A 14,611-nucleotide genomic window follows, 5' to 3' on the forward strand; every position below is an offset into this window, starting at 1 on the left:
GACATCAGCGCCTCAATCTTGATTTCCTTCTTCTTCGAACTCATGGCTACTTCTCCTCTGCTGGCGGGTGAAACAAACACAGTTTAACCCGAGGGGGTGAAGCAGCCGGTACATCCCATTAGCTGACCTTCATTGACGGTGCAGCGAATGGCAGCAGAGAGCCATTTTCACCAATTGCTGCGATGCATAATTCTGTGTGAAGGGCGGAAAGTGTGAATTGGCTTCGGTCGCGAGCCTGGTGCGGGCAACTTCCGGATGCGGACCTTCAACAGGCAGCGAAAATGCGATCCCGTTTTGCGCTGCAGAGGTTTGCTCAGAACCCTGTGCGGGCGTCATAGTCAGCCATCGACACGACTTGGAAGGTATCGATGGGCGCCTTGACATTTGTGACAAACGCAATGCATATAATTACAAATGTCACAATCTCGATCCATAACTACCCGCCAATCGATCCTGGATGCCGCCGTTGCCGAATTCTGGGCGCATGGGTTTCGAGGCGCTTCCGTCCGCGACATCTGTGCGCGCGCCGGTGCCAGTTCTAACGCGATCACCTATCACTTCGGTTCCAAGGAAAAACTGTATCAAGAAATCCTGGATCGTTTTGCGGCGCTGCAGCTTGAACAGACGCAAACCGCCCTGTCGGGCGAATTGAGGTCTCCGGAGGAATTTGAGATCCGCCTGGAGATGTTCCTGACTCAGCTTCTGGAAACCTACCTTGATAACCGCGAGACATTGCTGATCGCACTTCGCGAGTTTGAGCAGCTTCCGCCGGATAGTGACAATAGCGCCATTCGCGAGCTAATCGAGATCAACCGTTCGCTCTCAAACTTTATTCAAAAGGCCAAAGACCGGGGGTTCGTGCGCGAAAGCGTCGACACGGGCATGGTGGCGGGCACTTTGCTGGACAGGTTGATCAACCAGGCGCGGTACGCTCATACCCACCTGCAATTTTTTAGCGTGACATCGCTGGACCCGGAATACCGCGCCTATTGGGTGCGGGCATCTCTGGGATTGATCCTGGACGGGATGAAACCGCGAGCGCAGCCCGCACAACAAAGGTCAAAAGGAGAAGACGATGCACATAGAACACACAGTTGAAATTGACGCGCCGATGGACCTGGTCTGGAGCAAGATCAGCAATCTTGCCGACATTCAGAATTGGACCAAAGCGGTGAAGGAATCGCACTTCCACACAAAGATTGTGCGAGGCATTGGCGCCGGTCGCACATGCGACGTCCCGGGGTTTGGAACGCTGGTCGAAAACGTCCTGGCGTGGGATGAAGGCAAAAGCTTCAACCTGTCACTCGAAGGACTACCCATCTTCATCAAGGAAGCAAGCGGAGGATGGCGGCTGGAAGAACTGGGCCCAAACCGTACGCGCGGGATAACGTTTATCGACTTGAAGACTCGATTCTGGCCGGTCGGCGCACTGATGGAAAAATTTGTTCTTGGCCCGCAATTTCATAAGACAATTAAAGGCGCCCAGCGCGGATTTAAGACTTATGTTGAGGCGAGCGTAGAGGCACCAAAAGGAGCAAAGTCTGGCCGTCCCAAAGCAGTCGCGTAACAGTCAACTGCCCGTGAGTGGGAAGCGAGAGACAAAGGGCCGAGCGACGAACTTCACTCGTCTCACTGTCCGCGGCAAAGCCCGTATCACTGTCGTTCCAAAACTCAAGATGCTGCGCGATGCACGAACGACCGTTTCAGTGGGCCGCAGTACGGTACTCGAATCCGGAGCAGAAGGCAGCCTTGAGCGGGACTTGTCACTTCCGACTGAATGATAAACGGCAGTTTTGTCCGCACAGCAGGCATCGCTACATTGCGCAGCGAAGGTCCGCAGTCCGCCATTCTCGTCGAAATTTGCCTGGTGCAGAAATCGGACCACGTCCCTCAACAATAACTTTCAAGAACGGCCCTTAGTTGACCTTCATTCATACTGCGACGAACGGCCGGTTAGAGCCCGCAAATGTCCGATGCTGCACGTGCACGAATTAGAACAAGACGTTGGAACACGCCATTGGACGCTCTCAGGACTACAAGCGCGAGCGAATTTAGAACCCTCACGGTGAAACAATCTGTAATTATCTGAAGGTCAAACCCGGCCATTCCAGTGACGCAAATTATGGCCGGCTTCGATGAATCCAATTTGCCCTGCTGAAAACTCGGGCCGCTCCCTTTTTCAGACCTAATGCAAATGAAGACTATCGCGGTAGTGAGCCGAAGGTCCAAATTGGGCTTTGACCCGACATCCGCGGCGCAGAACGGCTACGCAGATTCTGTTCCAGTTTTAGGTCCGTTTCTGGAACAACCTCCGACCAGGCTCGCGATTGCAGCGAATTCATATTGTCCGCCCAGCTTAATCCTTTGCTACCAATCCACCCCGTTGCTGCACGCGCTCATTCGAACAAATCATCGTCACCACGCGCGCTTTCGCGCCGCTGTGCGAACTTCTTGGCAATACGAAATTCGGCTGTGCCACGCGGGAACCTGTTTTCATAGAAGTCCATCACAAGCTCCTTCTCGTCTTCCGACAAAACATCCTCGGCGCTCAGATTTTCGATGATGCCCGCCCGCCTTTGGTCCGGCATTTTGCCGTAATGGGTTTCGGTGATGCGCTCAGTTGAATGGCCCAGGTTCAATGACCATGCCTTGCGCTCTTCAAATGTGCGGCACAGCTTGTCGCCCAAGGCTTTCAGCGTGTGGCGTGCGGCATGCGGCATGCGGCGAATACTCTTCATCGATGGTCGCGCTGGCGCGCTCAAACGCGGTTTGAAACGCTCTGCTTGTCTTCAGCGGCGCGACAGGCGGAAAGTCTTCGGAACCAGAGATAAGGTCCTTCACTTCTGGAAACACTGCATCCTGCGCGGTGAAACCCCGCGCGGAAATCTCGGCGATCCATTCGCAGAAGATCTTTTGAAACCCATCCGTCCGCGGGAACCAGAACACACGGAAGCTCTTGCCATTCTTTGCCCGCATCTCCCGGGCGTCCTGAACAACCGTCTTCCCGTCCATATCCAGATGCTTGAGCCAGAGAGAGGTGAGCGCCCCGGCACGCAGCCCTGATACGAAGGCAAACGCGACCATGGCTTTGTCCCGCCTCTCTTGCAGCGTTCTGCTCGGCATAGCCTGAACCATCCGCAGCGCGTCCTCGATAGATGGGTAGCGCTTGTCGTCTCTCGGCAAGGTCCGCGCCATGGTGCCTCGTGGCAGCAGGAAATAGTCTGGAATGTTCCCGCTCAACCGCCGAAATCCGTCCTGGTTTCGCAGCCAGTTGAAAAAGGCACTCAGGTGCGAGGCGCGGTGGCGGATTGTCGAATTGCTGAGCCCCCCATCTTTTTTCAGTAAGCGGCCAAGCTCGACCAGCCTGTCCCGATAGGCCCCAGCGTTTTTGGGCGTTACTTTTTCGAAGGGCTTACCCTCCAGAAATTGTTCGAAGTCCCGGATGCTGACCAGATGCGCAATCATTGTTTTACGGTCATAGCGGCCAGCGTAGGCCTGCCATTCGTGGATGACGCGATCATTGTGGGTGTGCCACTGTGACTCACGAGACCCCGGATCTTTCCCAATACGCGCCGGGTCTGAGACGTTTTCTTCGTCTATTCGAGCCAGGCTCGTGTTGGTATCGAGGCTGTTTTTGATGCTGTCGCATTCCGTCTCACCCAGCAACTTCATCACCATAGCCTGACAATCAGGACAGGCCGCACGGGCATGAGCTGTCCCAGATTTGGTAGCGCCGAGAACCAGGGATTGAAGTTCGGGAAATACCGCAGCTCCGCAGCCCATACACTTGAACTCCCCGTGCCTGAGTGCCCTGCGCGTCCGTTCCTGTCGGGCCTCATGAAACCTCTGCAATTCAGCGCCACGAAAACGTTGTGGCTGAGACGCATCCGAATGGCGCAGGCCGCCTTTGACTCAGTTTGAAATCGTATTGCGGCAGACCTCATACAGCGCTTGGACTTCCTCGACCGAATAGACCAGCGTCCCAGTGGGACGGGTTTTGCGGTAGGCACGGGTCATTTCCTTACCTTCCTGTCCGCGCCGGAACGGGAGGACGCCCCAGTATTGGCATTGGTATTCCTGCGCTTTCGGGAGGCCTCAAAAGAAAGCAGGTCCGAAAGGCGCCATCTGGTCGTTCCAGGGGAGATCACGACGGGCGCAAGAAAGATATCTTGCTGCACCCAGCGCCAAACGGTCTGGCGTGACACGTCGAAGCGCTCTCCGACGGCCTTATCCGTCAGGAAACGCTCATCAACAGGGTCGAGCGCAGACGGGTTAAGTGGTCCAGTCGTCACCGGCGGCGCCCGTCGCGTTCCTGACTTGGCGCGGCCTTGTTTGACGTCGGACGCAAACGCGCCCGGCTCTTCAGAGCCGGGCGCGTCAAACAGATCACGCGTCGAAGAGGTGCTTTCAGAGCTTACAGACACGCCACCCCTCCAGTCACTGATGGGGTTCTCAGGCATGGCACTGCCCCGTAAACGATGGGCTTACGAACCGTCACTCCAGGTGAGGGCCGATCGTTACGCAATGCGTCTGTTTGAGCCGATGCCTCGACAGCTTGCCCGTCCAGGGGACCAGGCCGTTTGCAACGAGCATCCGCAGCACGGATGTCGACCGGTACGTGTGGCATTGCCGATGCAAAAGACGAAGAAATGGAACGCGCATTCACCGCGTTACAGAAGCGCGACCCGGCCATCCAACGACCAATGTCCAGCTGACCCATCATTGTGCACCATCGCGCAAGAGGGTGCGGATGTCACCAACACGCCAGGCTGTGGTGCGCGGACCCAAGCGAACCGGTTGCGGGAAACGACCACTGCGCACGCCGGCCCACCAGGTGGAGCGGGACACCGGTACCGGGCCGCCCGGGTGCAAAATCTGTTTTTCGCGCAGAAGCGCATCATCGGGAAGATTGTCGAAATTCATGTGATCCATCCTTGTCTGTTGGGATGGATCCAAGACTGACCTTGTGCAGTAAGGGCTTGGGTGAGATCACCTTTGAGAAGATGAATTCACGATCGGAACCTTATTTTGCTGGAAAAATGTTATCCCAAACAGTGCGTTCAACATATCTGTCAGAGCTTCCTTTCAGGTAATTCCGAACTGTTTGGGCCGTCAATTGACATCCCAGTAACGCAGCTTTGTCGGAAATTTGCTCGGGAACATCCGATTTGATGGATCTTGGGTCATAAGAATGACCATCCACGGCCGCAGCCAAGAGGGCCATTTCCAGACTTGCATTACGTCTCGCCAGCGCGCTTTTTTGACTCGGGTTCTCAGGTTCGCTCGACAGTTCCCGGATCTTTTTCTTAAGTTAGGATACCTCGTCAGATTGCGCCGTCAGTTGGGGCTTCTGAGTTGCCAAATTTTGCTCAAGTTCTGTAATCCTGACGGCCGTCTCCTCCAGCTGACGTTGTAGCTCCGTGTTTTCCCGGGCCAGTTCGGAAAGACAGCTCTCGCCCGGATCTTGCATCTCACGGACCGGCAAGCCGACGGCACGCCGCCATGCTTCGGAAACATAATAGCCGCAGCCCTCCAGCCAGAGGATATAGTTGCGGGGGGCGGCCTTTTCAGAAATATCATTTATCTCCAGTGCCCGCTCTAGAATGCGAAACCTGTCTTCGCGCTCCCGGGTCGTCTCTCCGGTTTCCGGAGCCTCCCCGCGCCAGCCTTCAGTCGTAAACGGGTCAAAATTCAGCGACCGGTCGATCGCTTCGCGCGGTGTCCAGTAAGGTTTGCGGGCCCATTTTCCGATCAAGCGTCGCTCCTGACGGAGATAGTTCGCCGAGAGTATTTCTGCCCGGCGGCATGCAAAGTGCTGGCCATCGAATCCGATTGGACCTTCTGGCGTGATGGCAAGCCACCAGGCTTCGTGAAACGGGATGCCGTTTCGTTCCGCCCACCAAAGCCATTCGCGTGGGACGCCCGCCCGCATGCCAGTGCGTCTCGCACGATCGAGCAACGCTTGGAGTTCTGTCAGCGCGTCCTCAGCATTCGGATCGTCAGGCGATATGCCCATCGCAAGAACGACTGCTTCTTCAAGTGACCAGCTGTCCTGATAGATCCAGGTCTGAAGAAAGTGTTCAGGGAATTGAGCGCCGGATTGTCGGTCTTTCATCATGATCGCTTCTGTCCTTCTTTCATCTGATCGAGCTGATCAGCCCACCATTGGGCCAGATCCACGCGTTCGTCCCAGTGTTGTCCGCGCGCATAGGCCCGGCGAATCTCATTCTTTTCCACATGGGCGAGGGCACGTTCAATCGCGTCCGGATGCCAGAGGCCGGACTCATTGGCCAGGGTGGAGAACATCGCCCGGAAGCCATGCGCTGTCATCTCGTCCTTTCCGTAGCCCATGCGGCGCAAGGCGCCGTTCAAAGTATTGTCGCTCATGCAGCGCTGCGAAGAGCGGACCGATGGAAACATCAGATTACCGCAGCCTGTCAGATCGCGCAGCTCTTGAAGAAGGCCAAGGGCCTGTCGGGAAAGCGGCACTATGTGCGGACGGCGCATTTTGGCCCGATGTGCCGGGACGGTCCAAACGGCCCGGGCTTCGTCCACTTCTTCCCTACTCCGCCATGCGCAACTCGCCAGGGCGCAAGGCTATCAATGCAAGCAGTCGAAGCGCCAGCCGTGTCGTCGTTTGACCGGAGAACCCCTCGATTGCTCGGAGCAGGGCGCCGACTTGGGCTGGGTCGGTGATAGCCGCTCTGTGCTGCGTTTGAGGGCGGATCAGAGCGTCCTTCAATCCATCCGTCGGGTCGTTGTCGGCCAAGCCGAGCGCGATCGCGTAACGAAAAACTGCCCCGGCGGTCGAGCGCATCCGAACGGCGCTTTCGTGATTTCCCTTCTTTTCGACCCGTTGCAGAGGAACCAGAATGTCCCGCGCGGTGATCTGCGTGATCGGCATATGGCCGGTGTCGGCATTCAGGAGGCGGTAAAACCACTCAGTCTTTTTCAGTGTTGCGGCTGCCCGACCTTCGCACCGCTTCTTCTCAAGGAGTTCGGCCGCCAACTTGGCAAATGTCTCGTTTTGCGCTGCGGCTTCTTTGGCTTTCTCTTGCCTGCGAACTTGAGAAGGATCGGCACCATTTGAGACCAGGCTGCGGGCTTCGTCTCGTTTGCGACGCGCATCGGCCAGTGTGACATCTGGATATTTACCCAACGCGAGTAGTTTTTCTTTCAGGCGCCAGCGGTACTTGAAGCGCCAGAGCTTAGACCCGTTCGGCTTTACCAATAGGTAGAGACCATCAAAATCAGCTTGCTTGTATGACTTTTCTTTCGGCTTCAGAGTCCGAACCCGTGCGTCGCTCAATACAGCCATGGGGGTACCTTCCTGGTGTCAGATCGCACGTACCCCAGTTTGATACCCCCGTTGGAGGTATATTCCAGTGCACGTGGCAGGATGACATCGGACTAACCGACAGTATTAATCCTGCAAATACAGGTTACTATCGGACATAGGTGGACGCAACTGAATGATAAAATGGTGCCCAGGGGCGGAATCGAACCACCGACACGAGGATTTTCAATCCACTGCTCTACCCCTGAGCTACCCGGGCACCGGAGAACGCTGCTGCGTTCGGGTAAGCGGTTTCTAGACAGCGTGGCGGGTGGTGTCCAGAGCAAAAACGCAAAAATCAGTGCGGCTGCGTTATCTTTTTTTCCAGCGCCTCAGCGAGGCCCTCGACCAGCTCTTCAACGTCATCTTCTGACTGGCTGGCAACGGCATAGGAGCCGTTGAACCAGCGGCCAAGATCGACATCGGCGCAGCGCCCGGAACAGAACGGGCGGTATTTTTCCACCGGGTCTTTGTCACAGATCGGGCAGCTCATTCCGCCAGGCTCCGCGCCACTGGCAAACGGTCGCGTTTGCGTTGCAGCTCAAAACAGCCCAACGGAGTAAACCCGGCCAGAACCGTGTCCGTGCCGTCGCGTTTGAAAGCGGCTTTCAGGACCTGCTCAAACTGACGCCGGTCTTTTTTCGCCATCGGCGCCAGATCCACGGTGATCATCCCCCCCAGACCGCGCAGGCGCAGCAGGCGTGGCAGATCGCGCGCCAGCGCCACATTGGCCTTGAGCCCGGCGGCAAAGGATGTGTCCGCGCCGGTGTTCACATCCACCGCAACAAGCGCACGGGTCGGCTCAATAAAGGCAAAGGCACCGCCCTCCAGAGTCACCCGGGCGGCAATCAGATCCTCAATCGCCTCATGCACACCGTGGTCGTCAAAAGCGCCCTCGCCGTCGGCCAGCTGATCCGGGATGCCCCATTCGCGCCAGGCCAGCTCATGGGCATCCGCGCCCTCAACCAGCAATTCAGCGACACCCTCGACATCAGCCATCACCGCCTCAGACAGGGCGCGCATGGCGGCGATATCTTCGGCAATGTCATCCGCGTTGCCACCGGCGGCGACGGAACGCACGATCAACCCGGTTGTTTCCGGCGCGTCTTCCATTTCGGCGGCAGCGATTTCCTGCAGCACAACCCGGCGTTCTTCGTCCCGGATCGCGCGTGAAATATTAGTGCCGGGGGCCTCGGGCGTTACGATGGCGTATTTGCTTTTGAACAGAACACGTTGGGTGACAGGCACCGCTTTGCCATCGTCGGCAAAGCCAGTGACCATCACCAGGATCGCCTGCCCGGGTGCCAGCCCTTTAGCGCCACGCAGATAGCCGGTCAGGCCGGAGGACAGCCGCAGCATCATACCGCCCTGCCCTTTCATCGGCCGGTCACAAATGGCGCGGTAGACAGAGCCCGGCGCCGGCGCATCAACGACCGGATCGATCAGAAAATCCTGCATCTTCCCGTCTACCATCCAGGCCGCTGCGCGCCGCCCGTTGACTTCGCCCAGGGCGACAACGCTTCCCTTCATACCTGTTCTCCGTGAACTGGATAGCCTGCCGCACTTAGCAGCAGCGCTGTTTCGGCCACGGGAAGCCCCATGACCGCTGAATAAGACCCCTGAATCCAGGGAATAAAGGCACCGGCAGGGCCCTGAATCGCATAGGCGCCGGCTTTGCCCTGCCAGTCATCGCTGGCCAGGTAGGCGTTCAGCTCAACATCTGACAGGCGTTTCATTTTCACCGCAGTCACCACGTCGCGCTGCCAGATACGGCCATGAGCGGCCACGGCGATGGAGGTGATCACCGCATGACGGCGCCCGGACAGGGCCAACAGGAATTCTGCAGCCTGGCCAGCGTCCGCAGGTTTGCCCAGAATACGCCGGCCCAGCGCCACAGTGGTATCGGCACAAAGCACGACCTCGCCGGGGCCGCAGGGCAGCGCCTGCACTTTTTCACGAGCGATGCGGGCGCAGTAGGGGCGCGGCAACTCACCGTTGAGCGGGGTTTCATCGATGTCGGGGGAGCGGATATCATCAGGCCGCAGGCCCATCTGCGCCAGAAGCTCTTTCCGGCGCGGGCTGCCTGATCCGAGGATCAGTTTCATCTTCAACGCTTACTTAAAGCGGTAGTTGATCCGACCCTTGGTCAGATCATAGGGGGTCATTTCGACCTGCACCTTGTCGCCGGCCAGAACCCGGATGCGGTTTTTGCGCATCTTGCCTGCCGTATGTGCGATGATTTCATGGCCGTTCTCAAGTTCGACCCGAAACGTCGCATTGGGCAGGAGTTCCTTCACAACACCGGGGAATTCGAGCATTTCTTCCTTGGCCATGTTCACTCCATAATGGGACCACCCGCCATTGTGCGAGCGGCCTTTAGATGAGCCTAATCCGGGTGATTTTCAAGGTCTTTATCGCCCCGCCCGCGCAATTGTGACTTTTTTTGTTGCCACAGGCGTCTGCGCATGCCGATTTACAGAGAAATCATACGCCGAGAGCCGCGTTCCGGCACGTGTCAGCCTGCCGTTCCGGCGGTTTCTTCCGTGGTTGGCGGCCCGAAGCGCGCCAGCATCCGGGTCACAATCTGATCACGAGTCTGGCGATAGACCGCCAGTTTGGCTTCGCGTGCCTCACCCATCCCGGTGGGGTCCATGATTGGCCAGTATTCCACTTCGAGATGAAAGATCCGGGTCAGCTCAAGCGCCAGCCGCTGCGAAGCCGGCGACAGCGCCACGATCAGATCATAGGAAGAAATATCGTCGCCCCAGTCCTGCATATTCTCAAGACTGCGGGTCTTGTGACGCGACAGCTCCACACCATACTCAGCGCAAACCGCGACGGTAAATCCGTCTACGTCCATGTCGCTGTGCACACCGGCCGACTGTACATAGGCGGCCTGCCCGTAGAATTTTTTCATCAACCCCTCAGCCATTGGGGAACGCACCGCATTGTGGTCACAGCAAAACAGCACGGAAGACGGGAAAACTGCGACCAAATTCAGGCTCCCCAGTGCAATACGCAGATCAGCGTAAACAACCGGCGGGCCGTGTCGATATCGAGCTGCGCTTTGCCTTCAAGCCGCTCCTGCACCACCCGCGCGCCCTCATTATGAATGCCCCGGCGCGCCATATCGATCGCCTCTATCTGGCTTGGCGGCAGCTTTTTGACCGCATCAAAATAGCTTTCACAGATCTGGAAGTAATCTTTGACCACCTGACGGAACGGGCCGAGCGACAGTTGAAACTCCGCCAGCCCCTCATCCGCCTCGCTGCGCAGATCAAACACCAGGCGCCGCTCCCGGATTGCCAGGTTAAGCGCAAACGGGCCGGCAGGGGTCTCGCGCCCCTCACGCCCCGGCAACAAAAAGCTGTTGTCCTCCAGCAGGTCAAAAATCGCCACCTTGCGCTCCTGTTCGATCTCAGGTGTCGGCGCAGCAAGCCCGGTGTCATCAATCGTAATGGCGCTCAGACGACTCATGGTGATGGCTCCTGGTTCAGCCGGTCAAGGCGCGCACGCACAGACAAGCCATGCGCTTCAAGACTTTCCGATTTGGCCAGACATTCCGCCGCCGGCCCGATGGCTGCCAGTGCCGCCGGGGTCATTTCCGCCATAGTGGTGCGTTTGAGGAAGTCCAGCACACTCAGCCCGGAGGAGAAACGCGCCGAACGCGCTGTCGGCAGCACATGATTGGGACCGCCGACATAATCGCCAATGGCTTCCGGCGTATAGGCGCCCAGAAATATTGCACCGGCATGTTTGATCTTTTCCGCATAGACGCGTGGATCAGCGACACAGAGCTCCAGATGCTCCGGCGCGATACGGTTGCTCAGCTCTGCGGCCTGGTCAAGGTTCTCAACCGTGATGACCGCGCCAAAATCGCGCCAGCTCGGCCCGGCGACCGCGCGCCGCTCCAGCGTGGTGAGACGTTGCTCGACGGCTGCTGCCACCGCCGCGCCAAACGCAGCATCATCGGTGATCAGGATCGACTGCGCACTCTCGTCATGCTCGGCCTGGGACAGCAGGTCCACCGCGATCCAGTCCGGATCGTTATTCTTGTCGGCAATCACCAGGATTTCCGAGGGGCCGGCGATCATATCAATGCCCACCTTGCCAAACACCCGGCGCTTGGCGGCGGCGACAAACGCATTGCCGGGGCCAGTGATTTTATCCACCGGCTGAATGGTCTCGGTGCCATAGGCCAATGCCGCAATCGCCTGAGCGCCGCCAATGCGATAGATGGTATTCACCCCGGACAGCCGGGCCGCCAGCAGCACCAGCGGATTGGCCACCCCATCCGGCGTTGGCACACAGATCGCCAGCCGCTCCACGCCGGCCACCCGGGCCGGGATGGCGTTCATCAGCACCGAAGACGGGTAAGACGCCAGCCCGCCGGGCACATACAGCCCGGCCGCCTCAACCGGCCCCCAGCGCCAGCCCAGGCGCGCGCCGGTGGCATCTTCCCAGCTGGCATCCTCCGGCATCTGGCGTGCGTGATAGGCATGGATACGCTCTGCTGCCAGTTCCAGCGCCGCGCGTTCATCCGCAGGCACCCGCGCACAATGTTCGTCAATTTCTTCTGCACTGAAAGCGATGGTCTCCGGTGTCAGATCAAGCCGGTCAAAGCGCGAGGTCAGCTCAATCACCGCCGCATCGCCCCGCGCCCGCACGTCTGCAATGATTGCGGCGACGGCTTCGTCCACATCCGGCGCATCTTCGCGCTTCATGGTCAGAAGTGCTGCAAACATCGCGTCAAAACCGGCATCGCGGATGTCGAGAAACTGGGGCATTGAGGTCTCCTTCTCCCCCGACATATCGCGGGGCGGCGGATCGCTCAACCATTCAGGTGCTGCGTACGGGGGATTTCACACCGAATTTCGGGGTTTAGTCGCAAAATTCTGACCTCAGAGCCGCCGCAGCATGATGACCTCGTCAATATCACGCCCCTCATGGCGAAAGCCGCAGGGAATGGTCCCGATAGCATTAAAGCCAATGCGTTCATAAAACCGGCGCGCGCGCGCGTTTTCAACACTGACCGCCAGTTCGATCTGGCTGATCCCATTGTCCATGGCATATGCAGTCACCGCGTCAAAGAGCGCCTCAGCCCGCCCGGCTCCGCGGTGGGCGGCGCGCAAATAAACCATCAGCAGAGTTGCCCGGTGCGCCATTTTGCGCGCCTGCGGGCGCAACAAGCCCATCATGCCGACGGGTTCACGCTGTTCCAGACAGACAAATACCGGAGCGTTGGCCAGGCGGCGCTGCCAATCCTGCGGCTTCAGCGCTGTCCAGTCAGACAGAGCTGAAGCATATTGAGCGGGCTCACACCGCAACGCTTCCAGCCGCAGATCCCGAAACAGCGGCCATTCCGCTGGGATCAGTTGACAGATCTGTGTCTCAGCCCTCATGTTTCGGCAGATGCCGCGAGGGCGCCACATAGGGGCGGGTGACGTCTTTCAGAGTCAGATCAATCGCCTCCACATCCAGCGCGATGGCGCCATCACCCGCAAGGGTCAGCTCCACCCGGCCCGTGCCGTCTTCGCCAGGTTCAAAACTGACGGATAGCAGCGACAGCACCAGGTCCTTGTCCGCCGGATCAATACCCGACGTCGCAACCTTCATTACATCGCCAATGGCCAGCACCGATTGCACCCGCTCAAAATCGCGTTTGCGACGCTCAGCCTGAGGCACGTCTTCCCAGCGAAACCGGTTCAGCAACAGCGCAAACTGACGCTGGCTGCGGTCATATCTGATCTCGCCCATCGGCAGCACCGCGTCCTGCACCAGCGCCGACAGCACCTGCAGATCCTCCGCATCCAGCGCCTTCAGAAACAGCGGGCGTTCGCCGCCATCTTCAAATTTTGCATCTTCGCTCATACGCCGGAGATCCGTTCAATATGGGCGCCGATGGCACCCAGTTTCTCTTCCACCCGCTCATAGCCGCGATCCAGATGATAAACCCGGCTGACCACAGTCTCGCCTTCGGCCGCCATGCCCGCAAGGATCAAAGACACGGATGCACGCAGATCGGTGGCCATCACTGGCGCGCCCTTAAGCTGTTTTACCCCGGTGACGGTGGCGGTGCCGCCATGGACTTCGATATCCGCCCCCATCCGGATCAGTTCCGGCGCATGCATAAAGCGGTTCTCAAAAATGTTTTCTTCCAGCTTTGAAGTGCCTTCCGCGATGCACATCAGCGCCATGAACTGGGCCTGGAGATCGGTCGGAAAACCAGGAAATGGTGCGGTGGTCACATCGACCGCCCGGATCAAGCCGTTGCGGCGCGCGACTTTCAGACCTTTATCGGTTTCTTCAACAGAAATGCCGGCTTCGTCCAGTTTTTCGGCGAATGCTGCAACCAGATCCATGCGTCCGCCCAGACAGGTGACTTCGCCACCGCAGAACACCGGTGCCAGCATATAGGTGCCAAGCTCGATGCGGTCGGTCACCACCGGGTGAGTGGCGCCGTTCAGACGGTCCACACCCTGGATGGTGATTGTGGAGCTGCCTTCGCCTTCGATCTGGGCGCCCATCTTGCGCAGGCATTGTGCCAGATCGACGATTTCAGGTTCGCGCGCTGCGTTGTTCAGCACTGTAGTGCCCTTGGCCAGCGTCGCCGCCATTAAAGCGTTTTCGGTGGCACCAACAGAGACCAGTGGGAAATTGACAATGCCGCCTTTCAGCCCGCCCGGGGCTTTGGCGTGGATATAGCCGTCTTTGAGTTCAAGCTCGGCGCCCATCGCTTCGAGCGCTTTCAGATGCAGATCCACCGGGCGTGCGCCGATGGCACAACCGCCTGGCAAAGACACAACCGCATGGCCATAACGCGCCAGCATCGGCCCCAGCACCAGGATAGAGGCGCGCATTTTGCGCACGATGTCATAATCCGCCACGTGATTATTGATGTTGTGGCTGGACATCGCCAGAACCTGACCGTCCTGCAGGCTGGAGACTTCGGCGCCCAGCGACTGCAACAGAGTGGTCATGGTTTTGATATCCGAGAGGCGCGGCGCGTTGGTCAGCGTCAGCGGCTCATCTGACAGCAATGTCGCTGGCATCAGGGTCAGACAGGCGTTTTTCGCACCTGCAATCGGAATGTCACCGTGCAATTCACCATTGCCACGTACCAGAATCGAATCCATGCCTGTCGCCTCACTTTTTATCTGTTTCGGGCGCCTTGCGGGCGCGGGCCTGCGCCTTGCGCCGCTGCAAATTTGCCTTCAGCGCTGCCTTCAGCCGGTCCGCCCGGGGATCTGCCGCTTTTGGCGCGTCTTTTTTGCT

The 14,611-nt window shown here is 58.4% G+C and carries 19 protein-coding genes and 1 tRNA gene; 2 read left to right on the forward strand and 18 right to left on the reverse strand.

Annotated elements, in window-relative coordinates:
• Nucleotides 1-414: 414 nt before the first annotated feature.
• Nucleotides 415-1,098 (forward strand): TetR/AcrR family transcriptional regulator, encoded by a 684-nt coding sequence (locus tag DWA01_RS03945; protein WP_114284395.1) that lies wholly within the window; start codon nt 415-417, stop codon nt 1,096-1,098.
• A complete protein-coding gene (locus DWA01_RS03950) occupies nt 1,076-1,567 on the forward strand; it encodes an SRPBCC family protein (protein ID WP_114284407.1) in 492 nt (163 codons plus the stop codon). Before DWA01_RS03945 ends, DWA01_RS03950 begins: the two co-directional genes overlap by 23 nt.
• A gap of 829 nt (nt 1,568-2,396) precedes the next feature.
• Here DWA01_RS03950 and DWA01_RS03955 read toward each other — a convergent pair.
• The 18 genes from DWA01_RS03955 to murA form a co-directional block, all read right to left on the reverse strand.
• Nucleotides 2,397-2,720, reverse strand: coding sequence for a hypothetical protein (locus DWA01_RS03955; protein ID WP_136057657.1), 324 nt, complete (start codon nt 2,718-2,720; stop codon nt 2,397-2,399).
• On the reverse strand, nt 2,659-3,672 hold the full coding sequence (locus tag DWA01_RS03960) for a tyrosine-type recombinase/integrase (RefSeq protein ID WP_160115956.1): 1,014 nt from the start codon (nt 3,670-3,672) through the stop codon (nt 2,659-2,661). The genes DWA01_RS03955 and DWA01_RS03960 overlap by 62 nt, the downstream gene beginning before the upstream one ends.
• Before the next feature lie 341 nt (nt 3,673-4,013).
• Nucleotides 4,014-4,424 carry a helix-turn-helix transcriptional regulator gene (locus DWA01_RS23245; RefSeq protein WP_200832497.1) on the reverse strand — a complete coding sequence of 137 codons (411 nt, stop codon included), beginning with the start codon at nt 4,422-4,424 and terminating at the stop codon, nt 4,014-4,016.
• Between the two features lie 295 nt (nt 4,425-4,719).
• Entirely contained in the window at nt 4,720-4,923 is a 204-nt protein-coding gene (locus DWA01_RS03970) for a helix-turn-helix transcriptional regulator (protein WP_114284408.1), read from the reverse strand.
• Between the two features lie 388 nt (nt 4,924-5,311).
• A complete protein-coding gene (locus tag DWA01_RS03975; RefSeq protein ID WP_114284398.1) occupies nt 5,312-6,118 on the reverse strand; it encodes a hypothetical protein in 807 nt (268 codons plus the stop codon).
• Nucleotides 6,115-6,507, reverse strand: coding sequence for a tyrosine-type recombinase/integrase (locus tag DWA01_RS23410; protein ID WP_235008412.1), 393 nt, complete (start codon nt 6,505-6,507; stop codon nt 6,115-6,117). Before DWA01_RS23410 ends, DWA01_RS03975 begins: the two co-directional genes overlap by 4 nt.
• A 55-nt stretch (nt 6,508-6,562) precedes the next feature.
• Nucleotides 6,563-7,318, reverse strand: a complete 756-nt coding sequence (locus DWA01_RS23415) for a tyrosine-type recombinase/integrase (protein ID WP_235008411.1) — start codon at nt 7,316-7,318, stop codon at nt 6,563-6,565.
• Nucleotides 7,319-7,481: 163 nt separating this feature from the next.
• Nucleotides 7,482-7,556, reverse strand: a tRNA-Phe gene (locus DWA01_RS03985).
• Nucleotides 7,557-7,634: 78 nt separating this feature from the next.
• A complete protein-coding gene (locus DWA01_RS03990; protein WP_114284399.1) occupies nt 7,635-7,829 on the reverse strand; it encodes a DNA gyrase inhibitor YacG in 195 nt (64 codons plus the stop codon).
• Nucleotides 7,826-8,866: a ribonuclease E/G gene (locus DWA01_RS03995; RefSeq protein WP_114284400.1), complete on the reverse strand. Its 1,041-nt coding sequence runs from the start codon at nt 8,864-8,866 to the stop codon at nt 7,826-7,828. Before DWA01_RS03995 ends, DWA01_RS03990 begins: the two co-directional genes overlap by 4 nt.
• Nucleotides 8,863-9,441: a Maf family protein gene (locus DWA01_RS04000; protein ID WP_114284401.1), complete on the reverse strand. Its 579-nt coding sequence runs from the start codon at nt 9,439-9,441 to the stop codon at nt 8,863-8,865. Before DWA01_RS04000 ends, DWA01_RS03995 begins: the two co-directional genes overlap by 4 nt.
• Before the next feature lie 9 nt (nt 9,442-9,450).
• The gene (infA, locus tag DWA01_RS04005; RefSeq protein WP_011455993.1) at nt 9,451-9,669 is read right to left on the reverse strand and encodes a translation initiation factor IF-1; all 219 of its coding nucleotides are present in this window, start codon (nt 9,667-9,669) and stop codon (nt 9,451-9,453) included.
• A gap of 182 nt (nt 9,670-9,851) precedes the next feature.
• Entirely contained in the window at nt 9,852-10,331 is a 480-nt protein-coding gene (locus tag DWA01_RS04010; RefSeq protein ID WP_268807701.1) for an arsenate-mycothiol transferase ArsC, read from the reverse strand.
• Between the two features lie 2 nt (nt 10,332-10,333).
• On the reverse strand, nt 10,334-10,813 hold the full coding sequence (locus DWA01_RS04015; protein WP_114284402.1) for a UPF0262 family protein: 480 nt from the start codon (nt 10,811-10,813) through the stop codon (nt 10,334-10,336).
• Complete coding sequence (gene hisD, locus DWA01_RS04020) at nt 10,810-12,123, reverse strand: histidinol dehydrogenase (protein ID WP_114284403.1); 1,314 nt, start codon at nt 12,121-12,123, stop codon at nt 10,810-10,812. Before hisD ends, DWA01_RS04015 begins: the two co-directional genes overlap by 4 nt.
• Nucleotides 12,124-12,237: 114 nt before the next feature.
• Complete coding sequence (locus DWA01_RS04025; RefSeq protein WP_114284404.1) at nt 12,238-12,738, reverse strand: GNAT family N-acetyltransferase; 501 nt, start codon at nt 12,736-12,738, stop codon at nt 12,238-12,240.
• Nucleotides 12,728-13,207 (reverse strand): DUF2948 family protein, encoded by a 480-nt coding sequence (locus tag DWA01_RS04030; RefSeq protein ID WP_114284405.1) that lies wholly within the window; start codon nt 13,205-13,207, stop codon nt 12,728-12,730. The genes DWA01_RS04025 and DWA01_RS04030 overlap by 11 nt, the downstream gene beginning before the upstream one ends.
• Nucleotides 13,204-14,472, reverse strand: a complete 1,269-nt coding sequence (murA, locus tag DWA01_RS04035; protein ID WP_114284406.1) for a UDP-N-acetylglucosamine 1-carboxyvinyltransferase — start codon at nt 14,470-14,472, stop codon at nt 13,204-13,206. The genes DWA01_RS04030 and murA overlap by 4 nt, the downstream gene beginning before the upstream one ends.
• Nucleotides 14,473-14,611 lie beyond the last annotated feature (139 nt).

The sequence above is a fragment of the Candidatus Halocynthiibacter alkanivorans genome (genome assembly GCF_003333265.1).
In the GTDB taxonomy this organism is placed as follows: domain Bacteria; phylum Pseudomonadota; class Alphaproteobacteria; order Rhodobacterales; family Rhodobacteraceae; genus Halocyntiibacter_A; species Halocyntiibacter_A alkanivorans.